This is a genomic window from Nonomuraea polychroma, from assembly GCF_004011505.1.
GTDB classification, from domain to species: domain Bacteria; phylum Actinomycetota; class Actinomycetes; order Streptosporangiales; family Streptosporangiaceae; genus Nonomuraea; species Nonomuraea polychroma.
The window spans coordinates 2280818-2301036 of record NZ_SAUN01000001.1 but is presented as its reverse complement, the minus strand read 5'-3'; the positions used below and the strand labels follow the sequence as shown (position 1 = coordinate 2301036).

Here is a 20219-nt window from a genome sequence, read left to right as displayed (position 1 = left end):
GCCCGGGTCACCCTCGTATCCGCGGGTCGATGACGCGGTAGGCCAGGTCGAGCAGCGTGCTGATGATCACGTAGACGACCGCCGACAGCAGCACGACGGCCATCACCACAGGCATGTCCCGGCCGGTCACCGCCTGCATCGCCACCTGGCCGAGCCCCGGCCGCCCGAACAGCACCTCGGTGATCACCGCGCCGCCCAGCAGCGTCCCGGTGAACCACCCGGCCAATGTCACCGCGGGGATCAACGCGTGCCGCAGGGCGTGCCGGGCGACCAGGGCGCGCTCGGTGAGCCCGCGGGCCCTCGCCGTCACCGCGAACGGCTGCTCCAGCGCCCGTTCGAGCCCGCCGCGCAGCACCTGTCCGAGCACGCCGGCGATGGGCAGGCCGAGCGCGAGCGCGGGCAGCACCAGCGCCTGCGGCCCCTGCGCCCCGGAGACCGGGAACCAGCCGAGCGTGAACGAGAACACCGACAGCAGCACGATCCCGATGAGGAAGGGCGGCACCGACACCGACACGAGCTCGGCCGCGGAGGCGGCGCCGCGCAGCCACCGCCCTCTGCCCGCCGTGACGACCGCGATGACCCCCGCGAGCGCCACACCGGTGGCCGCCGCCGCGAGCGTGAGCTGGGCGGTCGGCCCGAGCTGGGTGGCGAGGATCTCGCCGACGCCACGTTGCTGCTGGTAGGAGCGGCCGAGGTCGCCGTGGAGCAGCCGCCACAGGTAGGCCAGGTACTGCACGATCTGCGGTCGGTCGAGCCCCCACTCGGCGACGATCCCGGCCCGGATCTCCGGCGTGTCCGCGCCGTCGCCCACCAGGATGTCCACGGTGTCGCCGGGAGCCAGCAGCAGCGCCACGTACGAGGCGGTCGCCGCGGCCCAGAGCACGGCCAGCCCGGTGGCCAGTCGCTTGATCATGTGCCGATCCGCACGTCGTACGCGCTCGCCGGAGTGCCGGAGGAGGGGTCGAAGCCGAGTCCCTGGACGCTCTTGTGCGCGGCGATCTGGTCGGCCGGCACATACAGCGGGAACACGATGGCCTTCTCCCGCACTGCCGCCTGCTGCACCTTGGCGTACAGCTCCTTGCGTTCGGCCTGGTCGGAGGTGGCCGAGGCGGTGGCGAGCCACTTGTCCACTTGCGGGTCGGCGAAGCGGGTGCGATTGATGGCGCCCTTCGCCGGCAGGATGAGGTTGAGCGCGGCGCCCACGTCGGAGTCGCCGCGGGAGTTGCCGAAGAGCTCGTACTCGTTCTCGTCCAGGGCCTTCTGGGCGGTGCCCTGGTCCACGATCTTGACCTGGAAGTCGATGCCGGCGCTCTGCTTGACCTGCGCCTGGATGGCCTGGGCGAGGATGTCCCGCCGGTCCCGGACGAACGGCGCGGAGGCGACCTCCCGCACGGTGAGCCGCCTGCCGGCCTTGACCCGAAACCCCTCGGCGTCGCGTTGCTTCCAGCCCGCCTCGTCGAGCAGGGCGTTGGCCTTGGCCACGTCGCCGCCGTAGGTGTTTTCGAGGGTGGCGTCGTAGAAGGGGCTCTTCTTGCCGACGATGCTCCACGCCCTGGTGGCGGTGCCCTGGTAGACGGACTTCAGCACGGCGTCCACGTCCACGGCCTGGCGGAACGCCTCCCGTACGCGCTGGTCGTCGAAGGGGGCGTGTGAGGTGTTGAAGTAGTAGGAGTAGGCGGTGCCGGAGTTGAGCGACGCCTGCAGGGCCAGGTTCGGGTCCTTCTTGATCAGGTTGACTTCGGTGGCGGGGACGCCTTCGATGACCTGCACCTGGCCGGACGTGAGCGCGCCGACGCGGACGGCGGCCTCGGCCAGGAACCGGTAGGTGATCTCGGACAGGTGGGCGGGGCCCTGGTGGGCCGCGCCGGCGGGCGGCCAGTTGTAGGCGGGGTTGCGGCGGTAGTGGAGCTCCTGGCCCTGGACGTACCGGTCGAGGATGAAGGGCCCGGTCCCGACCAGGTCGGGCCCGCCGAACTTGAGGTCCTTGGCGCTCTTGAGCGACTTCGGCGACACCTGCCCGGCGTAGGGCGAGGCGAGGAAGTCGAGGAACAGCCCGTCCGGCTCCTTGAGCATGATCTTCAGCCGGTACGGCGAGACGACCTCGGCCCTGTCGAAGGCCTTGAGCTGGATCGCGGCCACCGCAGGGTTGTAGCCGGGGACCAGGAACTGGTCGAGGTTGGCCTTGACGGCGGCGGCGTCGAACTTCGTGCCGTCGTGGAAGGTCACGTCGTCCCGTAAGTCGAGGGTGTAGGTCAGTCCGTCGTCTGACACCTGCCACGCTTTGGCGAGCCAGGGCCGGAACGTGCCGTCCTCGGCCTTCGACAGCAGCGCGTCGAACTGGTTGAACACCAGCAGCCTGACCTTGTTCTGCGCCCACAGCTGCGGGTTCAGGGTGATCGGCTGTGTCTCGATGGCCCAGGTCAGCGAGGTGCTCTGTACGGTCTGAGCGGTCGGCGCGCCGCAGGCGGCGAGCGTGAGAACCAGCAGGGCGGGCGTCAGGCGCTTCACGGGCGTTCCCAGGCTTCGGCGAGCAGCTCGTACGAGCGCACGCGGTCGACATGATCGTGGGTGATGGTGGTGACCAGCAGCTCATCGGCTCCGGTCACCCGGCGCAGCACCCGCAGCCGCTCGGCCACCTGCTCCGGCGAGCCGACGAACTGCGTGTCGAGCCGGTCCTTGACGAGCTCGCGGTCGGCGGCGGTCCAGACGTGCGCGTCGGCCTCCTCCGCCGTGGGGTACGGCATCGCGCCCGCGCCGGTCCTGATGCTGCGGACCCACAGCCCGTACCCCTTGGCCAGCTCGCGGGCCGTGGACTCGTCGCCGGCGACGACCGCGTCCGCCGACACGATCACGTAGGGCTCTTCCAGGACGTCGGACGGCTTGAACGCCTCCCGGTACGCCTCCACCGCCTCCAGCACGCTGGAGGGGCTGACGTGGTAATTGGCCGCGAACGGCAGCCCCCGCTCGCCGGCGACCTGCGCGCTCTGGCCGCCGCTGCTGCCGAGGATCCACACCTGCACGTCCGCGCCCTCGCCGGGCACCGCGTGGGCGTCGTGCGTGCCGTTGAGGAAGGCCAGCACGTCGTCGATCTGGTCGGCGAAGTCGGGCGTCTGCGCGCCCGGCTGCTGGAGCAGGGTCGCGTAGTGGGCGAGGTGCGGGTGCTTGGCGAGCTTCGACCAGTCGAACGGCGGCGGGATGAGCAGCCCGTCGACGACCCTCGCGTCCTTGGGCTCGAAGGCGTCCTTGGCCAGCTCGGCGCGGCGCCGGCCGGACCGGCCGATGCCGAGGTCGATGCGGCCCGGGTACAACGCGTCGATGAGCCCGAACTGCTCCACCACTGACAGCGGCGTCTGGTGCCCGAGCTGCACGGCCCCCGACCCGACCCGGATCGTGGACGTGGCGGCCGCCACCAGGGCGATCAGCACGGCCGGGGCGGAGCTGGCCACGCCGGGCGCGAAGTGGTGCTCGGCCAGCCAGTAGCGGCTGTAGCCGAACTCCTCGGCTTTGCGTGCCAGGTCGATGGTGTTGCGGAGCGCGTCACCCGCGTTGCCGCCGGAGGTGATGGGGGCGAGGTCGAGAATGGACAGCGTCACGCGGTACCTCCGGGGAACGGCCTGCTGGGGATCTCCGCCCGCAGCGCGGGCGCGATCTCGGTTTGGAACAGCTCCAGCGCGTCCCGGTGCTGCTTCGGTGTGAGGCCGTCGGCGTCGGCGTGCAGGTGCATGACCTCGTGCCCGAACCGCTTGTGGTAGCGCAGCACCTTGTCGATGACTTGCTGCGGGCTGCCGACCAGGATCGAACTGCGCTCGATGGCGTCCTCCAGGGTCGGGAAGACGATCGGCAGGCCGAGCGTGCGCTGGAAGGCCACGCGTGCCTCGTAGATCGGCCGGTAGGTCGCGATGGCCTCCTGCGAGGTCTTGGCCGCGTAGTAACCCGCCGTCCCGGCTCCCACCAGCGCGTCGGCCGGGTCGTGCCCGTAGTGCGCCCAGCGCTCCCGATAGTGGTCGATCAGTTCGGCGTACGGGTCGATGGGGTTGGTGACGTTGGCGGAGAACAGCGGGTCGCCGTAGCGGGCGGCCAGGTCCACCGACTCCTTGCTGGTGGCGCTGCCGTGCCAGACGCGGATCGGCCGCTGCAGTGGGCGGGGCCAGGTCTCGGCCTCGGTGAGCGATGGCCGGAACCGGCCCTCCCAGGTGACCTTGTCCTCCCGCCAGAGGCGGCGGAACAGCTCGTACGACTCGCGGTTTCTGTCCCATTGGTCCTCGGCCGTGACGTGGAACAACTGGGCCTGCGCGGCGCCGTTACCCTTGCCGATGATCAGCTCCAGCCGGCCATCCGACAGGTGGTCGAGCGTGGCGCAGTCCTCGTAGGCCCGCACCGGGTCCAGCAGGCTCAGCGTGGTGACCGCGGTGAACAGCCGGATCCTGGACGTCTTGGCCGCGATGTGGCTGAGCACCACCGGCGGCGAGGAGGAGATGAACGGCCGCTCGTGCCGCTCCCCCACGCCGAACCCGTCGAAACCGAGGTCCTCGGCGAGCACCGCGTTCTCGACGACCTCGCGGAACCGTTCGGTGGGCGATCGGTCGTCGTTATGCACGATCAACGTAACGAGCAGGAATTTCATGACACCTCCGCGTAGCGGCTGACCGGGCGCGGCAGGCCGAGCAGCCCGCGCAGCGTGGCGGCCTCGTACGCGTGCCGGAACGCCCCGCGCCCGCGCAACTCGGCGGTCAGCCCCCGGGCGATCTGCGTCAGGTCGTACGGCAGCGCGCCGGGCCGCAGCCGGAACCCCTGGATCCCGGCCCGCCGCCACTCCAGCAGCACGTCGGCCAGCTCCCCTGCGGTGCCGGTGAAGATCGCGGCGTCGGAGACGAGCTCGGCCCCGTCCCGTTCGTCGAGCCGTGCCTTGCGCCGCGCCGCGTCCTCGCCCAGGAAGACGAGCAGGTCGGCGAAGATCTTCACGTCCCCGGAGAGCCCTCTGACCTCCTCGACAATGGCGCGGGCCTGCTCGGCCGAGTGCGGCGTGACGTACACGACGTCGGCGCCGCCCGCGGCGAACTCGTACGGCGGCCGCGCGTGCGCCAGCGCGGTCACCACCGGCTGCCCCTGAGGCGGGCGCGGCGTGATCGACGGCCCCTTGACCGAGAAGAACCGCCCGGCGAAGTCGATGTAGTGGAGCTTGTCCCGATCGATGAACCGCCCGGTGGCCACGTCGCGGATCTCGGCGTCGTCCTCCCAGCTGTCCCAGAGCCGCCGCGCCACCTCCACCGCGTCGGCGGCCTCGGCGAACAGGTCGCGCACGTGAGGATCGGTGGACAGGTCCACGCCGCCCGGCCGGTTCAGGATCTGGTCGACCGGCGGGAACTCCCTGCGACCGAAGTGCCGCGCCTCGGCGGCCCGCGGGGAAACCTGAGCCCGCCAGCCCGCCCGGCCGCCGCTGACGTGGTCGAGGGTGGCGATGCCGATGGCCACGTGGAACGGCTCGGTGTGGGTGGTCGTGGCGGTCGGCACCAGCCCGATCCGGGTGGTGGGCGGGGCCAGCCGGGCGGCGAGCAGCACAGCGTCGAACCGGCCCCGCACCTGGTCGGTACGGTCGTCGAAGCCGTCGGGCAGCGTGGACTGCGGCCCGAGCGCGTCCTCGATGGTGACGAAGTCGAGCAGCCCGCGCTCGGCCTCGGCCACCAGCGCCGCCCAGTATCCCGCCGAGAAGACGGCCGGCGAGGACTCCCGCCAGGCGGCGGGGTGCCAGCCTGCGGCGTCCAGCGCCACGGCCAGGTGCAACGTCATGCGAGCTCCAGATGGTCACGGAGGGTCGTGCCGGTGTAGTCGGCACGGAAGACGCCGCGCTCCTGCAGCAGCGGCACCACCCGGTCGGCGAACTCGTCGAGCCCGCCTGGCGTCAGATGCGGCACGAGGATGAACCCGTCAGCGGCGTCCGCCTGCACGTGCTCGTCGATCAGCCGGGCCACAGCCTCGGACGTGCCGATGAACGTCTGCCGCCCGGTCACCTCGATGACCAGCTCGCGAATCGTCAGGCCCTTCTCCTCGGCCAGCGCCCGCCACTTGGCCGCCATGGCCGCGCGGTCCTTGATCGGCACCCGGCCCTGGGAGACGCCTTCCGACAGGTCCGGCTCGACGTCCGGCAGCGGCCCCTCGGGGTCGTAGGCCGACATGTCACGACCCCACACCTGCTCCAGGAACGCGATCGCGGTCAGCGGCCCGACCTGCTGGCGGCGGATGTGGGCCGCGTTCTCGGCGGCCTCCTCCTCGGTGTCGCCCAGCGCGAACGTCACACCGGGCATGATCTTGAGCTGGTGGGGCTCGCGGCCGTACTTGGCCAGGCGGCGTTTGACGTCGGCGTAGAACCGCTGACCGTCCTCCAGCCTGCCGTGCGGGGTGAAGATCACGTCCGCGTGGGCGGCGGCGAACTCGCGCCCCTCGCCGGAGTCGCCCGCCTGGATGATCACAGGGCGTCCCTGCGGGCTATGTGGCAGGGTGAACCGGCCCTGGACCGTGAAGTGCTCGCCGGAGTGCTCGACCGTTCCGATCCCGCCCGGCCTGACGAACGTGCCGGTCTCCGGGTCGGCGGCGATCGCGTCCGGCTGCCAGGAGTCCCACAGCTCGCGCGCCAGGCGGAGGAACTCGGCGGCCCTCTTGTACCTGTCGGCCCGGTCGAGGAAGCCGCCGCGGCGGAAGTTCTCGCCGGTGAAGGCATCAGAGGTGGTCACCACGTTCCACGCCGCTCGGCCCTCGCTCAGGTGATCGAGCGTGGACAGCCGCCGGGCCAGCTCGTACGGCTCGTTGAAGGTCGCGTTGACCGTGCCGGCCAGTCCGAGCCGGTCCGTTACCGCAGCCAGGGCGCTGAGCACGGTGAGCGCCTCCGGACGCCCCACCACGTCGAGATCGTGGATGCGACCCTTCAGCTCGCGCAGCCGCAACCCCTCGGCCAGGAAGAAGAAGTCGAACTTGCCACGCTCGGCCGTCCTGGCCAGGTCGACGAACGAGGCGAAGTCGATCTGGCTGCCGGAGCGCGGGTCGGCCCAGACGGTGGTGTTGTTCACGCCCGGGAAGTGGGCCGCCAGATGGACCTGCTTGCGCGTCATCGGCCCCGCCCGTGCGGTGCGTCCCACGTCGCGGGCAGGCCCTCCGTCGTCTCCCGAAAGGCGGGGCGCTGGTAGAGGTCGCGGGCGTAGGGCCAGAGGTGTTCGAAGTCGCTCAGCTCCCGCTCGCTGATGAGATGGCCGCGATTGTGCTCGGAGTCGAACCTGGCCAGCGTCACCCACAGCCGCACATCGGCCTCGGTGATCGTGTCCCCGGTCAGGAAGCGCTGTTCGGCCAGGCGCTCGTCGAGCCGTTCCAGCGCCGCGACGACCCGGTGGCGCTCCTGCTCGCGATCGGCCTCGGTGGTGGAGCGGGCGACGCGGGCGACGCCGGTGTTGACGTCGTAGTAGATCCAGCCGTTGAGCTTGTTGATCTCCGGGCGCAGCGCGTCCGGGTAGAGGTCGACGGAGGTGTCGGCCCACTGCTCGAACTGGGTGGCCAGGTCGATGGTGATGTCGGGAAAGTTGTTGCTGACGATCCGGCCGGCCTGCCGGTCCCAGAGCACGGGGACGGAGATGTGGCCGCCGTAGCCTTGCTCGGTCGCCTCGTACGCCTGCTCCAGCAGGGTGAAGCCGTTGACCGGGTCGTGGCCCCGGCGTTCCCTGAACGCCCAGCCCCGCCCGTCGCGCTCGTCGTCCACGTAGGACAGCGAGACTATGTCCTCCAGTCCCTTGAGCTTGCGGACGATCGCGGCGCGGTGCGCGTACGGGCAGACCCAAGCGACGTACAGGTGATAGCGGCCGGGTTCGGCGCGGAAGCCGCTGGAGCCGTCGGCGGTGACGCGCCCCTGGAAGGGATAGATCGGGCGGTTCCAGCCCGGTGAGAGGTGCAGGCGGCCAGGGCCGTAGTAACCGTACGCGGTGTGGTCGACGGAGCTCGCGTAGGCCGACGTCTGCGTGGATGTGGACACGGGTCCTCCGGGGTTCAGGAGTCGGGGTGGGCCAGGAAACGGCCGAAACGGCCCTGGTGGTAGAGGAGCGGGCGGCCGGGGCTGAGCACGTCCGCCTCGGCCACCAGGCCGACCACCAGCAGGTGGTCGCCGACCTCGGCCCGTTCGTAGGGCAGGCAGATCAGGTGCGCCGAGACGTCCTGCAGCAGTGGGGCGCCCAGCGGTCCCGGCCGCCAGCGGGTGGGCGCGGCGAACCGGTCGATGCTCTTGCGGGCGAAGCGGGCCGCCAGCTCGGCCTGGTCGCTGGCCAGGATGTTGACCGCGAAGTGGTCCGCGGCGCCGAGCTGCGGCCAGGTGGTGGAGGAACGGTCCACGTAAAAGGAGACCAGGGGCGGTTCGAGGCTGACCGAGGAGAAGGAGGTGGCCGTGAGCCCGACGGGAATGCCGTCACTCTGCGCGGTGATGACCACGACCCCGCTGGCGTGCACGGCGAGCGCTTGTCTGAACTGGTCGGCCGCGATGGCGCGGTCGGGCAGCGTGTCGGTCATGCGGTCGCCCCCGTCCGATGCGGAAGGCGGACAGGGTGGCCGGGTTTCACTGATGGCACGATCACGAGTGAGTTCCTCACGGGAGAAGGCATGCTCACGCGACGCCCTGGCGGCTGCCGGGGGCGCGGAGAAGAGGGAAGTCGTCGGCGAGGGCGTGGGCGGCGTCGGCCACGCCGGGAGCACGAGGGTGGTATTCGGCGACTACGGGTCCGTGATCAACGACACTGCGCGCTGGCGACGTGGCAGAAGTCCACGTGGGAGCGCCTGGTCAGGAGGAAGCCCTGGCTCATACCCACGACGCTAAGCCGCGGCCTCGAATAAGTCAATATTTCCTACTGGTTTATAGGGTAATCCTCGTCACGCAGCCGGTCGGGCGGCACGGGGATGGCGGGGAACGGATTGTCGGGCAGCAGGATGATCCGGCGCGCGTGGCGTGGCTGCATGGCGGCATCGAGATGCAGCAGGGCCGCGCCGATGCCGGCGGCGCCGACCATGTAGCCGGTGTCCGCGCTCACCTCGCCGGGACGAAGCCGCCGATACGCCTGGTACCAACGAAGGCCCCGTCCGTCGGGGTCGCTGGCGGAGCCGATGAGATGCTCGGCGAGCCCGCCGGCGAAGGTCAGGTAGGCGTCCTTCCCCGTGACCGCCCACAGCCCGGTGAACAACTCCAGCAGCCCGGCGGTGCCGCAGCACTGGCAGGCCACGTTCCAGAACCCGGGCGTGCGCCTGTGCGGCGCTCCGCTCTGCAGGATGCCGTTGGCCAGGCGCTCCACCCAATCCAGATGGCCCGCATCGCCTGTGACCCGGTACAGCTCGTAGAACATCCGGGCCACACCCGCCGAGCCCGAGCAGAACCCCAGATAGTGCAGCGTGCGCTCGTGCGGCACGTGGTGCGGCACGACGGCACACCGGTCGGTCACGGTGCTCACCTCACGCACGAAGCCCGCGCCCCGGTCCGCCGCCTCCAGGAAGCGCCGCTCGCCGGTGACGCCGTACAGGCGGGCCAGCAGGAACGCCGTCCCTGCAGTCCCGGCGAGGAATCCCGGGGTGACCGCGTCCACGGGCAGGTCCGGGCAGTCGCCGAAACGGTGGCCGGGCACGGCCAGACCGGCGATGCGCTCCCCCGCCGCCACCGCGATCTCCTCATACGCCGGCACGCCCAGCGCGGTGGCGGCCCGCAGCAGCCCGAGGACGATGCCACCGTCGCCACCCTGAGCGGGATCACCCGTCCAGCCGGGACCGCCGTCCAACGGGCGGGCCGCCCGGACGATCCGGTCGGCCGCGGCCACGGCCTCCTCCTCGAAGCGGCCGTCGCCGAGCGCCCACCCGGCCTCGATGAGCGCCACGACGGTGCCGGCCAGGCCGTGGTAAAGCGACAGGTCCGCCTGCTCCCGCCAGGCGGCGGCCAGGTGGCGCGCCCCCTCGCGGGCGTCCTCCAGATAGGCCTCGTGCCCGGTCGCCCCGGCCAGTTCCAGAAAGAACAGGACGATCCCGGCCGCCCCGGAGTACAGCGAGGCAGGCTCGGCGGCGGCGAGCGCCGACCGGCCACGGGCGTCCGGATTGGCCCTCCAGCGCCTCCCGCCCTCGTCATCCACGGCGGCAGCGCGTATCCATCGCCCGGCCAGGATGGCGGCGGTCAGGGGCGTCTCGGCCAGCGGCTCGACCTCGGCGCGCGGCCGGCGCTGGGCCGACAGCGGCGCCTCCGCGAGGTTCTGCCTGACCGTGAGGTGCGGGAACAGGTTGAACGCCTGGAAGACGAACCCGATCTCGGTGCGCTGCCGCAGCACTTCGCGTTCGGGCAGCTCGTGCAGACGGTCGCCGACCTGCCGGTAGGCGAGCAGCCTGCCGTCGACGCGGACCGAGCCGCGGTCCACTTTCTCCAGGTTGTTGATGGTGCGCAGCAGCGTGGACTTCCCTGACCCCGACGGGCCCAGGATCACCACGACCTGCCCCTTGTGCACGTCCAGGTCCACACCGCGCAGCACGTGCAGGGGGCCGAAGCTCTTGTGCACGCCGCGCAGCTCGACCATGGGGCTGCTCATGCGCGCCCCTTGCCGTAGTGGCGTTCCACGTAGTGCTGGACGATCGACAGGGCGGTGGTCAGGATGAGGTACCAGATGGCCGCGACCAGCAGCAGCGCCATGACCCTGCCGTTGCGGTTGTAGATCACCTGCACCTGGTAGAACAGCTCGGGCAGCGCCATGATGTACACCACCGAGGTGCCCTTGACCAGGCCGATGATCTCGTTGCCGGCGTTGGGCACGATGGTCCGCATGGCCTGCGGCAGGATGATCCGGAACAACCGCCGTGCCGGTGGCAGTCCCAGAGCGGCCGCCGCCTCCCTCTGCCCGGAGTCCACCGACAACAGGCCGCCGCGCACGATCTCGGCCGCGTACGCGGCCTGGTGCGATTGCGCGCTGGCGACGTGGCCGTGGTCCACGTGCGGGCGCCGGGTCAGGTCGATCGGAGCCTGCTTCTACGACCGGCCCGCCACGCTCGGTCTGCCGAGCATCGTCGGCGTCATCGCCCTGTTCGACGCCGCCAACGGCCAGCCCCTGCTGTTCCTGGAATCGGCCACGGTCACCCGGCTACGCACCGCCGCCGCCACCGCCGTGGCCGTACGCCACCTGGCAGTGCCGGACGCCGCCACGCTGGCCGTACTCGGCACCGGCGCTCAGGCCGCTGCCCACATCGCGGCCGTCCGCGAGGTCCGCCCGATCGAGCGAATCCTCGTATGGGGCCGCGACCCGGCCAAGACCGCGCGCTTCGCCGCCCAACACGGCGCCGAGGCCACCAGCGCTCCCGCCGAGGCCGCCAGGCAGGCCGCCGTCGTCGTCACCCTGACCCCCTCCACCGACCCCTACTTGGCTTTGCGCGATGTGCGGCCGGGCACGCTGGTGGCGGCGGTGGGCTCAGATGCGCCCGGCAAACGTGAACTCCACTACGACCTGCTCGCCGCCGCCACCCTGATCACCGACGTCACCCACCAGTGCGCCGCCGTCGGCGAATTGCACCACCGCCCCCAGACGCCGGTCAAGGCCGAGCTCGGCGAGATCGTCCTGGGCACGAAGACCGGTCGCGAGCACGCCGACGACCTCGTGGTCTTCGACTCCACCGGCACCGCCGTCCAGGATGTCGCCGCTGCGCAGGCGCTCTACACCGCCGCCATAAAGAACGGCGCCGGCCGCCCACTCCCTCTACGGGAATGAGCTCCACGGCGGCAGGAAGTCAGGACGCCATTTCGTGCCGTCATGCTCTTGCGCGTGCGGCGCTGGAGTGGCGGTCGGCCAGGCCGCCGCCGACGCGCTGCACAGGCTGCTCGACCAAACGGCGGCTCATCCAACTGCTCGGCAGAAGCACGCTGAGGAGGCCCCGCTGATACTCAGGGATGATCCGTAGAATCGGTGGCTCTCCTCAACTGAGGGCGTCACCCGACGATGGCTCAACGAGTCCAGCGCTACCGGGCTTCTTGATCCATCGCCCCCAGCGGGGACTGCGAGAAAATTGCGCAATCGCCTTGCCCGATGGCAAGTGGCCATCCGGACCACAGTTCTTCTGCGCCCACTACCATGCCACCTGATGCAGATACCGGGCCGCTCTCGCGCTGCCTTCGGCTGAACGTCATCCCAGCCTCCAACGCTCTGCGACTGGAAATCTTGCCGCACGCCTTCCCTCGACCTGCCCCGTGCCCATTGGCCCTGCCGGATCTGCCCCACGAGCATTTCATAGGCACCGATCAGCGCGAAGGACGGCCAGGCAGCGATGACACGAGCGATCAGCGTGGGATCGGCGACAGCAGCGTTGGCCCCCAGGCTGGCCAGGCTACCGATGATCAGAAGAATCCACGCCAGCGCTCCTCCGCGGCGACCGTATCGACTGGCCAGAAGGATCGACATCGATGAGGCCATGATCATGCCGTCCACCGCGAGCGGGATCAGTGTGGCGCCCCTAGCGAGCTCCCGCCATGCCGCAGCGCCAGCTCGTACATGTGACGATACGACACGACTGCCGCGATGCCGGCCACCAGCACCACCGACAAGGTGGTTGTCCATCGACTCAACGCATCCGCAGAGCAGGAGAAGAGGATCCGCGTTCTCATTGCTTCGCACCGCCCTTGGGCACCTCGGCACGAGCCCGCGCTGCCCAACTGGACGGCGCTGGAACGACTCGCGAAGGCGCTCATGGAACGTTCTAAGGACGGTTATGAAGGCTGGGGTGAAGTTGTGATCTTCGCTGCATGCACGGCAGCGCGCATCGGCTAGGTCTCAGGCGTTCGTGTCGGCGACATCGACACGAATACCTGGACGTGGACGGTACGCAGGCAGACGACGCCGAGCACCGGAGGTCTCGCAGACAAAGACACCAAGGGCAAGCGAGCCAGAAAGGTCCCGATCATCGCAGAGGTCCGAGAGCTGGTGCTGCGGCGTCTCAACTCCGCCGGCGCCGACCCTGCCGCCCGGCTGTTCACGGGTCCCAGAGGCGGTCGCATCAGCACGGCGGTCCTTCGAGACGCGACGCACCGGGACGAGGTCGTGGCGAAGCTCGGCTACGAGCACCTCCGTCGGCACGATCTTCGCCACACCGGGCTCACCTGGATGGCGGACGCCGGGTCCCGATCCACGTCCTTCGGGAGATCGCCGGCCACGGTTCACTGACCACCACTCAGCGTTATCTGCACCCGGACCACAACTCCCTCGTGGCGGCGAGCACCGCCCTGAGCGCCCACCTCACCACGGGCTGGTCCCAAACTGGTCCCGAACTGAAGGCGGTCTAGATGATCAGCATGATCGTCAATAGAGACAGAAAGGCCGGTCCACCTGGGCTTTCACCCAAGGCGACCGGCCTCATTTCACCGTCGGGACGACAGGATTTGAACCTGCGACCCCTTGACCCCCAGTCAAGTGCGCTACCAAGCTGCGCTACGTCCCGGTTGCGTCGGCCGCTCCCTGTGGAGCGGGACGTCATAACCTTAGCGCACATCGAAGGTGCACGCGTACACGGCAAACGGGAGTGGAGGTGGCCGGGTGGGGCGTAAGCCGACCATCGATCGGGGGGAACTGGCCGAGCTGGTCGCCCAGGGGATGAGCGTGCAGGAGCTGGCGGCTCATTTCGGGGTCAGCGAGTCCGGGGTGTTGCAGGCGAAGCGGGCTGCCGGGCTGGCCAAGCCGATGATGGACCACAGCGCGGCCGTGCCGTGGAAGCTCGCGCGGGCGCATGCCCAATCAGGGCCTGCCACGAATCTGCGGAATCTGTCGGCGGCCGCGCAGGGGAGGCCGCCGACGGCCGAGCGGTTGAACACCGCGCTGCGGTGGGCGCAGCGGCTCGTGGATGCCGGGCTGGATGTCCGGTACGACTTCGACGAGGGGTTCAGCGAGGTCCCTGTTTCCCCATCGGGCTCACATGTCGCAGCCGTGCTCGCGGCGGCGAGAAAGGGCCTCGAAGGCCGCTGAACAGGGCATGTCCGGTATAGCCGGGCAAGTTTCACATGCCTGTTCGAGGGCAGTCGCTGGTCTCAACAAGAGACCGGAGGCGAACATCATGACCACCTATGTCTGGGTGGCCGTCGTCGTGGTCGCGGTGGTGGCGGTCGCCGCAGTCGTGTACGTCATGCTTCAGCGACAGAAGCGCAGCACCCACCTACGCGAACGTTTCGGCCCGGAATACGAACGTACGGTCGCCGAACGCGAGAACCGGCGGGAAGCCGAGCAGGAGCTGCTCGCCCGCGAGCAGCGGCACGCCGAGCTCGACATCCGTCCGCTCTCTCCGGAGGCCCGCGATACCTACGCCAACCGGTGGACCGAGGTGCAGGAGCGCTTCGTGGACGCGCCGGGCTTCGCGGTGACCGAGGCGGATCAGCTGGTCACGGCGGTCATGGCGGAACGGGGCTACCCGACGGAGGACTTCGATCAGCGGCTGTCCGACCTGTCGGTGGGGCACGCGGCGACTCTCGATCACTACCGGACGGCTCACGAGATCAGCGGGCGGGCGGCCAGGAAGGAGGCCTCCACGGAGGAGCTCCGGCAGGCCATGGTGCACTACCGCGCGTTGTTCGAGGAGCTGCTTCAAAAGACCACCCGAGGAGGACGGTGACACGATATGAGCGGCGACGAGCTGAAAGTGCCGTCGCAACGCGCTGACGAGCCTTCGGATCAGCACGCCGGTGAGCGTGCTGACGAGCGGACCGATCAGCACGCCGACGCGCGCGCTGACGAGCGGACCGATCCGTACGCCGATGAGCGTGCTGGTGACGTCGGTCAGCGTGCTGACGAGACGAACGAGGCTTCGCGTGGCGGTGAGCCTGGTGCGGTCGGCCAAGCGGACGAGGAGCCTGGCCGGCAGGCCCGCGGCGACCTGGCCGACGAGGAGGAACTCGCCCGGGGCGGGCAGACCACGACGCCGGTCCCCGGTGCCGCGCCCCCTGTTCCCGGTGCTGTGGCGGCTCCCGTTCCCGGTGCCGTGCCCGCCGACGACGAGACCGCCTATCGGGATCCGTACGCCGGGACCGGCGGTGACATGCTGGCCGAGCCGGAGCCCGGTCCCGAGCCGGAACCGGAGCCAGAGCCAGAGCCCGAGTCGGCTCACGCGCCGGAGCACGCCGCGCCTGAAGACGTCGTCCTGTTCGATCAGGACCCCGCTGAGGTGCAGGCACGCTGGCGCGACCTGCAGACGGCCTTCGTCGACGACCCGGGTGAGGCCGTGCGACGCGCCGACGGCCTGGTGGGCGAGGTGGTGGAGACGCTCACCAGCAGCCTCACCAGTCGTACGAACGCCCTGCGCGAGCACTGGAAGGACGCCGAGTCCTCCGACACCGAGCAGCTGCGCCTGGCGCTGCGCGACTACAGGAACGTCCTGGAACGCCTGCTGGCCCTGTCCGGAACGCAGCAGGGCACGCAGACGACGTCCCAGGCGTCGGGCCACCAGAGCGAGGGATCGAGGTGACATGACATGCTCGCGATAGTGGCAGCGATCATCTTCGGGCTGGGCTTCCTGCTCGACCTGATCGGCGTGAGCATCCCCGGCGGATTCTCGGGGATGACGTTCGCGCTGCTGGGGCTGTGCCTGCTGGCCCTGCATCAGGCAGGGGTCGGCACGGCCGGCATCCGCACCGGTTACAGCAACTGGCGAGGCCGAGCCCGCCGATGACATGACGATCGGCGGGGTCGTGCCCGCCGATGGTCACAACTGCAGGCGGCACTGGCCCGCCGGGATCCGCCGCCGCCGGTATCCGGCGGCGGCGGACGCATGCTCAGTCCTTGCCGGGGAAGCGCATGATCACCGTGACCCATGCTCAGTCCTTGCCGGGGAAGCGCATGATCACCGTGCTGCCGCCGTTGCCCACGCGCAGGGTCAGGTCGGACGACAGCAGGCGGGCCACCCACAGGCCCATGCCGCCCACGGCGCCCGGCACCGGCCCCGGCTTCCAGGAGCCCTCGTCGTGCACCTCGACGACCAGGTCCCCGCTCACCGTCCAGGTGCGCAGGACGGCGTGATCGGCGCCGTGGGTGACGGCGTTCGTGGCGACCTCGTTGACGGCGATGACGAAGTCCCCGACGGCCTCCTCGGCCATGCCGGCGTCGCGGGCCTCGTCCTCGGCGAACTGCCGGACCCGCGGCAGATCCGGCAGCCGGAACCGCAGCCGTCGCACGGGCGCGCCGGGTGGCGGGCTCGTGTAGCCCGACGGAGGCTCGACGTCCTCGTTCACCCGGCAAACCTTCTTCTCAGCCGACCAGCTCGGTGCGCAGCTGGTCGAGGACCTTGCGGAGGATGCGCGAGACGTGCATCTGGGAGATCCCGAACTCGGCCGCTATCTCGGCCTGTGTCATGTTGCCGAAGAACCGTAGCAACAGGATGTGCTTCTCGCGCGAGGGAAGCGCGTCGATGAGGGGTTTGACGGCTTCCCTGTCGACCATGGTGCTCAACGTGTCGTCGTCCTCGGGGATGACGTCGCCGAGGGAGGCGGCGTCGTCATCGGTGCCGAGCGGCGCGTCGAGCGACAGCGTGCTGTAGGCGGCGGAGGCGTCGAGGGTCAGCAGGACGTCCTCCTCGGTGATGTTCATCTTGGCGGCCAGCTCGGCCACGGTCGGTGACCGGCCGAGGTCCTGGCTGAGGTCGGCGACGAGCCTGTTGAGCTCGGAACGCCGTTCCTGGTAGAGGCGGGGCACCCGGATGGCCCAGGTGCGGTCGCGGAAGTGACGTTTGACCTCGCCGGTCATCGTGACGACCGCGTAGCCCCTGAAGGCGTGCCCGAGGCTCGGGTCGAAGCCGTTGACGGCCTTCATCAGGCCAACATACGCGGCTTGGAGGAGATCCTCCAAAGGTTCGCCTCTATAGCGGTATCGCCTGGCGATTTCCATGGCGAGCGGCCGGTGCATCTCGACGATGCGCTCGCGCAGCCGCTCCTTGTGGCTGTCCGGTGTGCCGTCCCTGGCCATCTCGGCCAGGAGCTCTTCTGCTGTCATCTCCTCGAGGACGTATTCCTGCACAGCCATCGCTGCTCCTCATATGGACGCAGGCGGCCTCTGCCGAGCAGAAAAAGCCCATGCAGAGGCACGCCTCGCTCTACTCTCGAGACGAAAGCCCGCTGCTGGACTTCGGATCCAGTGTCCCCCGTGTCGTCAGAAGTATTCCTCCCTCGTGCGGTGACAGTAGGGTTGCTGCGTGACAATGCCGGAGAACGGCAACGGGCCCTCCGCGGCTCTGAGCCTGACGTCGTCGACCGTCGATGGGATCACCCTGATCCGAGTCGACGGCGTGCTCGACGCCACCACGCGCGAGCAGTTCGCCGATTACCTGTCGATGGCGGGTTCCGATGTGATCCTTGACCTGGCGGGGGTGACGTTCATGGACTCACGCGCGCTCGGCCTGATCGTGCACCACTGGCAGACCAGCCTCGCGTCGGGCGCCAAGTTCGCGCTGATCGGCGTGGAATACTCCAAGTCCAAGGTGATGTGGATCACGGGGCTGGCTCAGCGGCTGCCGCTCTACGACACGCTCGACGACGCTCTCGCGGCCATCGGCTGACGCCCGGCAGCAGTCAGCCGGACGCTCAGGAGCGGCGTGACTTGCGCTGGTGCTCGTCGACCAGGAGCCTGGCCAGGTCGGCTACCTTGACCTGGTGGTGCTGGGAGATCCTGCGGAGCTCCTCGAAGGCGGCCTCCGCGGTGCATCCGCTGGTCTGCATGATGATGCCCTTGGCCTGGTCGATGACCGAGCGGCCGGCGAGGGCCGCCTGCAGCTGGGCGGCGTCGGTACGCACCTCCTCGAACTCCGACATGTTGGCGATGGCCACGCCGAGCTGCTCGGTGAGCATGTCGGTGAGCGAGTGGGCGCCCTGCGCCGAGAACGCCCCAGGGCGTACGGAATAGAGGCCGACGACCAGGTCGGCCGGCCCCACGTCGATGGGCACGACCAGCACCGAGCGCACGCCGCACCGGGTGGCCAGCGCGTCGTAGCGTGGCCAGCGGCTGTCGGTCAGCACGTCCGTGACGGAGGCGCGGGCGCCGCTCTTCCTGGCTTCGACGGACGGGCCCTCGCCCAGCTCGCGCTCGCCCTCGACGAGAATGATCAGCTCGCTGTGCGAGCCGGAGACCAGGACCCGGCGGTCGCGCCAGTGCTCGGCGGAGGCTCCCGAGCAGCCCGGTACGCCTGCCGCCAGCGCCGTGGTCAGCCTGCGCAGCACGCTCTCCGTCGAGGTGTCCTCGCCCAACCGGCCCAGCGCGGCCAGGTCACGGGCGAGCCCGGGAGTGATCATCGCGGTCGATTCCATAGCGATAACGCTCTACCCCCATATAGCAGTCAATATCCCGAGTGGCGTAGCGTCAGAGGGTGACCATGCCGGACCTCGAACACGCGCTGGACGCGCTGGCCGGGCGCGTCTCGTCGCTGCGTGAGGCGAGGACCGCCTATCCCGCCGACCTCGCGCCCACCCTGGATGCCGCCCTCGCCGAGCTCGACACGGCGGTGGAGCTGCTGGCCGAGGCCCGCGAGGAGCTGCGCAAAGGCGGCAAGCGGGCCGGGGGCAAGAAGGACGGCGCGCAGCGGGAGCTGAAGCTGCTGCGCCAGGTGTTCCGGGCGTTCCCCGTGCCGGTGATCGTGCTGGACGGCGGCGGCGTGGTCAGGCGGATCAACCCGGAGACCTCGCGCATGCTCGGCAGTCCCGACGGCTACCTGGTGGGCCGCTCGTTCCCGCTGCTCGTGGACGTGTCGCGGCGGGCGGCGTTCCGGTCCCATCTGACGTCGGTGCTGCAGACCGGGCAGCCGTCGGCGTTCGAGACCCGGCTGGCGCATCAGGGGCGCACCCACACGGTGCAGGTGGCGCTGACCCGGCTGACCATGCCGGGCGAGCCGCAGCAGATGGTGGCGGCCGTGGCGCTGCCGACCGAGGTGCAGCTGCCGGAGCCGGGCGGGCGGCGCCCGGAGCAGTCCGACGGCGCGCTGCTGATCGCGGCGGCCAAGCGGCATGATCTGCTGGTCAAAATGGGCAGGCTGCTGCTCGACGAGCAGGCGCTGCTGCGTCCCGTCGCGGTGGCGCGGGCGACCAGGCTGCTGGCGGCCGAGTGGGCGGACTGGGTGATCGCGGACCTGGTACGCGACGGGCTGCCGCGCCGGTCGGTCGTCGTGGGGCCGAAAGACCATCCGGTCGGCGAGCTCGTACGCCAGGTCGAGGCGGCCGACCCGGCAGCCAGCCAGGTGGTGCTGCAGGTGCTGGAGCGGGGCTCCGGCGTGGTGCAGGAGATGGTGGACGACGAGACGCTGCTGGGCTTTTGCACCGACGGGCCCGTGCTGACCGCGATGGGGGCGGGCTCGATGGTGTGCGTGCCGATCGGGACCGGCGACGGGGCCCTGACGCTGGTGCGCACGCACGACAAGCAGCCGTACACGCTGGCGGACCTGGCCGTGTTCCAGGAGGTGGGGCTGCAGCTGGGGCTGGCGGTACGCACGCAGAGCAGCTACCAGAGCCGGTCGCGGGCCGCGGACGCACTGTCGGCGAGTGTCGCGCCGCGCAGCCTGCCCGATGTGCCCGGCTACGAGGCGGCGGCCGTCTACCACCCGGGCTCGTCGGTCGGCGCGGAGTTCTACGACGTGTTCCCGATCGCGAAAGGGTGGGGATTCGCGCTGGGCGGCGCGGCCGGCAAGGGCGAGGAGGCGGCGTCGGTCAGCGCCATGGTGCGCGGCGGCCTGCGCGTGCTGAGCGTCTGGGAGTCCGATCCCGACCTGGTGATGCGCAAGGTCAACGAGGCCCTGGTGGCGCAGGGCACCGGCATGTTCGTCATGGCAGTCGCCGGGTTCGTACGCGGTCGCGAGATCCGGCTGTCGTCGGCCGGCCACCATCCCGCCATGCTGCTGCAGCCTGACGGCGGGGTGCGGTACGCGGCGGGCGGCGGCGTGCCGCTGGGCATCGCGCCCGAGGCGGAGACCGAGGTGCAGACGTTGACGGTGTGCCCTGGCGAGACGCTGGTGTTGTACTCGGAGGGGCTGATTTCCTCCAGGAACGAGCGGGGCGAGCCCTACGGCGAGGAGCGCCTGGCGGACGTGCTGGGCCGGTGCGCGGGCCAGGCCCCGTCCACCGTGGTCAAGGCGGTGGAGTCGGACCGGAACGCGTTCTCCGGCGGCCAGGTTTGGGATGAGATCGTGGTGTTCGCCCTCCGAGGTGTCTGATCTGTAGGGGTTTGCGAAGGGCG

General features: G+C 70.3%; 24 protein-coding genes and 1 tRNA gene. 9 read left to right on the top strand and 16 right to left on the bottom strand.

Going from position 1 to position 20219, the window contains the following annotated elements:
• Positions 1 to 7 precede the first annotated feature (7 nt).
• The 10 genes from EDD27_RS10245 to EDD27_RS10200 all read right to left on the bottom strand — a co-directional run bounded on the left by EDD27_RS10245 (position 8) and on the right by EDD27_RS10200 (position 10897).
• Positions 8 to 913 (bottom strand): ABC transporter permease, encoded by a 906-nt coding sequence (locus EDD27_RS10245; protein ID WP_127932186.1) that lies wholly within the window; start codon positions 911 to 913, stop codon positions 8 to 10.
• Positions 910 to 2508: an ABC transporter substrate-binding protein gene (locus EDD27_RS10240; RefSeq protein ID WP_127932185.1), complete on the bottom strand. Its 1599-nt coding sequence runs from the start codon at positions 2506 to 2508 to the stop codon at positions 910 to 912. Before EDD27_RS10240 ends, EDD27_RS10245 begins: the two co-directional genes overlap by 4 nt.
• Positions 2505 to 3593 (bottom strand): LLM class flavin-dependent oxidoreductase, encoded by a 1089-nt coding sequence (locus tag EDD27_RS10235; RefSeq protein WP_127932184.1) that lies wholly within the window; start codon positions 3591 to 3593, stop codon positions 2505 to 2507. Before EDD27_RS10235 ends, EDD27_RS10240 begins: the two co-directional genes overlap by 4 nt.
• Positions 3590 to 4624, bottom strand: coding sequence for an LLM class flavin-dependent oxidoreductase (locus EDD27_RS10230; protein WP_127932183.1), 1035 nt, complete (start codon positions 4622 to 4624; stop codon positions 3590 to 3592). Before EDD27_RS10230 ends, EDD27_RS10235 begins: the two co-directional genes overlap by 4 nt.
• Positions 4621 to 5787, bottom strand: coding sequence for an LLM class flavin-dependent oxidoreductase (locus EDD27_RS10225; protein ID WP_127932182.1), 1167 nt, complete (start codon positions 5785 to 5787; stop codon positions 4621 to 4623). Before EDD27_RS10225 ends, EDD27_RS10230 begins: the two co-directional genes overlap by 4 nt.
• Positions 5784 to 7103, bottom strand: a complete 1320-nt coding sequence (locus tag EDD27_RS10220) for an NtaA/DmoA family FMN-dependent monooxygenase (protein WP_127932181.1) — start codon at positions 7101 to 7103, stop codon at positions 5784 to 5786. Before EDD27_RS10220 ends, EDD27_RS10225 begins: the two co-directional genes overlap by 4 nt.
• Positions 7100 to 8011 (bottom strand): glutathione S-transferase C-terminal domain-containing protein, encoded by a 912-nt coding sequence (locus tag EDD27_RS10215; protein WP_127932180.1) that lies wholly within the window; start codon positions 8009 to 8011, stop codon positions 7100 to 7102. The genes EDD27_RS10220 and EDD27_RS10215 overlap by 4 nt, the downstream gene beginning before the upstream one ends.
• A gap of 14 nt (positions 8012 to 8025) precedes the next feature.
• A complete protein-coding gene (locus EDD27_RS10210; RefSeq protein WP_127932179.1) occupies positions 8026 to 8538 on the bottom strand; it encodes a flavin reductase family protein in 513 nt (170 codons plus the stop codon).
• 332 nt (positions 8539 to 8870) lie between these two features.
• Positions 8871 to 10580 carry a lanthionine synthetase LanC family protein gene (locus EDD27_RS10205; protein WP_127932178.1) on the bottom strand — a complete coding sequence of 570 codons (1710 nt, stop codon included), beginning with the start codon at positions 10578 to 10580 and terminating at the stop codon, positions 8871 to 8873.
• Entirely contained in the window at positions 10577 to 10897 is a 321-nt protein-coding gene (locus EDD27_RS10200; RefSeq protein ID WP_241563955.1) for an ABC transporter permease subunit, read from the bottom strand. The genes EDD27_RS10205 and EDD27_RS10200 overlap by 4 nt, the downstream gene beginning before the upstream one ends.
• Here EDD27_RS10200 and EDD27_RS10195 point away from each other — a divergent pair.
• A complete protein-coding gene (locus tag EDD27_RS10195; protein ID WP_241563954.1) occupies positions 10812 to 11747 on the top strand; it encodes an NAD(P)-binding domain-containing protein in 936 nt (311 codons plus the stop codon). The two genes, EDD27_RS10200 and EDD27_RS10195, sit on opposite strands and share 86 nt — an antisense overlap.
• Positions 11748 to 11873: 126 nt before the next feature.
• Here the strand turns inward: EDD27_RS10195 and EDD27_RS10190 are convergent, their stop codons facing one another.
• Together EDD27_RS10190 and EDD27_RS58255 are read right to left on the bottom strand one after the other, a co-directional pair.
• Positions 11874 to 12473 carry a DUF2637 domain-containing protein gene (locus tag EDD27_RS10190; protein ID WP_338324747.1) on the bottom strand — a complete coding sequence of 200 codons (600 nt, stop codon included), beginning with the start codon at positions 12471 to 12473 and terminating at the stop codon, positions 11874 to 11876.
• Positions 12473 to 12568, bottom strand: coding sequence for a hypothetical protein (locus EDD27_RS58255; protein WP_338324746.1), 96 nt, complete (start codon positions 12566 to 12568; stop codon positions 12473 to 12475). The genes EDD27_RS10190 and EDD27_RS58255 overlap by 1 nt, the downstream gene beginning before the upstream one ends.
• Between EDD27_RS58255 and EDD27_RS55425 the strand changes: the two genes are divergently transcribed.
• Positions 12552 to 12800 (top strand): hypothetical protein, encoded by a 249-nt coding sequence (locus EDD27_RS55425; RefSeq protein WP_206642347.1) that lies wholly within the window; start codon positions 12552 to 12554, stop codon positions 12798 to 12800. The genes EDD27_RS58255 and EDD27_RS55425 overlap by 17 nt on opposite strands.
• A gap of 24 nt (positions 12801 to 12824) precedes the next feature.
• Positions 12825 to 13193, top strand: coding sequence for a tyrosine-type recombinase/integrase (locus EDD27_RS58580; RefSeq protein ID WP_206642108.1), 369 nt, complete (start codon positions 12825 to 12827; stop codon positions 13191 to 13193).
• A gap of 200 nt (positions 13194 to 13393) precedes the next feature.
• On the opposite strand, the gene EDD27_RS10180 is transcribed toward EDD27_RS58580, so the two are convergent.
• Positions 13394 to 13467, bottom strand: a tRNA-Pro gene (locus tag EDD27_RS10180).
• Between the two features lie 95 nt (positions 13468 to 13562).
• Between EDD27_RS10180 and EDD27_RS10175 the strand changes: the two genes are divergently transcribed.
• The 4 genes from EDD27_RS10175 (at position 13563) to EDD27_RS10160 (ending at position 15681) form a co-directional block, all read left to right on the top strand.
• Positions 13563 to 13988, top strand: coding sequence for a helix-turn-helix domain-containing protein (locus EDD27_RS10175; RefSeq protein ID WP_127932176.1), 426 nt, complete (start codon positions 13563 to 13565; stop codon positions 13986 to 13988).
• 88 nt (positions 13989 to 14076) lie between these two features.
• Positions 14077 to 14628, top strand: a complete 552-nt coding sequence (locus EDD27_RS10170) for a hypothetical protein (RefSeq protein ID WP_127932175.1) — start codon at positions 14077 to 14079, stop codon at positions 14626 to 14628.
• 6 nt (positions 14629 to 14634) lie between these two features.
• Complete coding sequence (locus EDD27_RS54070; RefSeq protein WP_164903557.1) at positions 14635 to 15477, top strand: hypothetical protein; 843 nt, start codon at positions 14635 to 14637, stop codon at positions 15475 to 15477.
• Between the two features lie 6 nt (positions 15478 to 15483).
• Entirely contained in the window at positions 15484 to 15681 is a 198-nt protein-coding gene (locus tag EDD27_RS10160; RefSeq protein WP_127932174.1) for a hypothetical protein, read from the top strand.
• A gap of 145 nt (positions 15682 to 15826) precedes the next feature.
• Here EDD27_RS10160 and EDD27_RS10155 read toward each other — a convergent pair whose 3' ends face one another.
• Entirely contained in the window at positions 15827 to 16240 is a 414-nt protein-coding gene (locus EDD27_RS10155; RefSeq protein ID WP_127932173.1) for an ATP-binding protein, read from the bottom strand.
• Between the two features lie 16 nt (positions 16241 to 16256).
• Positions 16257 to 17027: a SigB/SigF/SigG family RNA polymerase sigma factor gene (locus EDD27_RS10150; protein ID WP_127932172.1), complete on the bottom strand. Its 771-nt coding sequence runs from the start codon at positions 17025 to 17027 to the stop codon at positions 16257 to 16259.
• A 175-nt stretch (positions 17028 to 17202) separates the two neighbouring features.
• Between EDD27_RS10150 and EDD27_RS10145 the strand changes: the two genes are divergently transcribed.
• Entirely contained in the window at positions 17203 to 17559 is a 357-nt protein-coding gene (locus tag EDD27_RS10145; protein WP_127940602.1) for an STAS domain-containing protein, read from the top strand.
• A 25-nt stretch (positions 17560 to 17584) separates the two neighbouring features.
• Here the strand turns inward: EDD27_RS10145 and EDD27_RS10140 are convergent, their stop codons facing one another.
• The gene (locus tag EDD27_RS10140; RefSeq protein WP_127932171.1) at positions 17585 to 18304 is read right to left on the bottom strand and encodes a GAF and ANTAR domain-containing protein; all 720 of its coding nucleotides are present in this window, start codon (positions 18302 to 18304) and stop codon (positions 17585 to 17587) included.
• Positions 18305 to 18369: 65 nt separating this feature from the next.
• Here EDD27_RS10140 and EDD27_RS10135 point away from each other — a divergent pair, with 65 nt between their 5' ends.
• A complete protein-coding gene (locus tag EDD27_RS10135) occupies positions 18370 to 20196 on the top strand; it encodes a SpoIIE family protein phosphatase (RefSeq protein WP_127940601.1) in 1827 nt (608 codons plus the stop codon).
• Positions 20197 to 20219: the final 23 nt, after the last annotated feature.

Coding starts and splice junctions, on each gene's coding strand:
- EDD27_RS10245 (WP_127932186.1), bottom strand. CDS start 913: ATGATCAAGCGACTGGCCACCGGGCTGGCCGTGCTCTGGGCCGCGGCG.
- EDD27_RS10230 (WP_127932183.1), bottom strand. CDS start 4,624: ATGAAATTCCTGCTCGTTACGTTGATCGTGCATAACGACGACCGATCG.
- EDD27_RS10225 (WP_127932182.1), bottom strand. CDS start 5,787: ATGACGTTGCACCTGGCCGTGGCGCTGGACGCCGCAGGCTGGCACCCC.
- EDD27_RS10220 (WP_127932181.1), bottom strand. CDS start 7,103: ATGACGCGCAAGCAGGTCCATCTGGCGGCCCACTTCCCGGGCGTGAAC.
- EDD27_RS10210 (WP_127932179.1), bottom strand. CDS start 8,538: ATGACCGACACGCTGCCCGACCGCGCCATCGCGGCCGACCAGTTCAGA.
- EDD27_RS10205 (WP_127932178.1), bottom strand. CDS start 10,580: ATGAGCAGCCCCATGGTCGAGCTGCGCGGCGTGCACAAGAGCTTCGGC.
- EDD27_RS10195 (WP_241563954.1), top strand. CDS start 10,812: ATGGCCTGCGGCAGGATGATCCGGAACAACCGCCGTGCCGGTGGCAGT.
- EDD27_RS55425 (WP_206642347.1), top strand. CDS start 12,552: ATGCCGGCCACCAGCACCACCGACAAGGTGGTTGTCCATCGACTCAAC.
- EDD27_RS10170 (WP_127932175.1), top strand. CDS start 14,077: ATGACCACCTATGTCTGGGTGGCCGTCGTCGTGGTCGCGGTGGTGGCG.
- EDD27_RS54070 (WP_164903557.1), top strand. CDS start 14,635: ATGAGCGGCGACGAGCTGAAAGTGCCGTCGCAACGCGCTGACGAGCCT.
- EDD27_RS10160 (WP_127932174.1), top strand. CDS start 15,484: ATGCTCGCGATAGTGGCAGCGATCATCTTCGGGCTGGGCTTCCTGCTC.
- EDD27_RS10150 (WP_127932172.1), bottom strand. CDS start 17,027: ATGGCTGTGCAGGAATACGTCCTCGAGGAGATGACAGCAGAAGAGCTC.
- EDD27_RS10145 (WP_127940602.1), top strand. CDS start 17,203: ATGCCGGAGAACGGCAACGGGCCCTCCGCGGCTCTGAGCCTGACGTCG.
- EDD27_RS10140 (WP_127932171.1), bottom strand. CDS start 18,304: ATGGAATCGACCGCGATGATCACTCCCGGGCTCGCCCGTGACCTGGCC.
- EDD27_RS10135 (WP_127940601.1), top strand. CDS start 18,370: ATGCCGGACCTCGAACACGCGCTGGACGCGCTGGCCGGGCGCGTCTCG.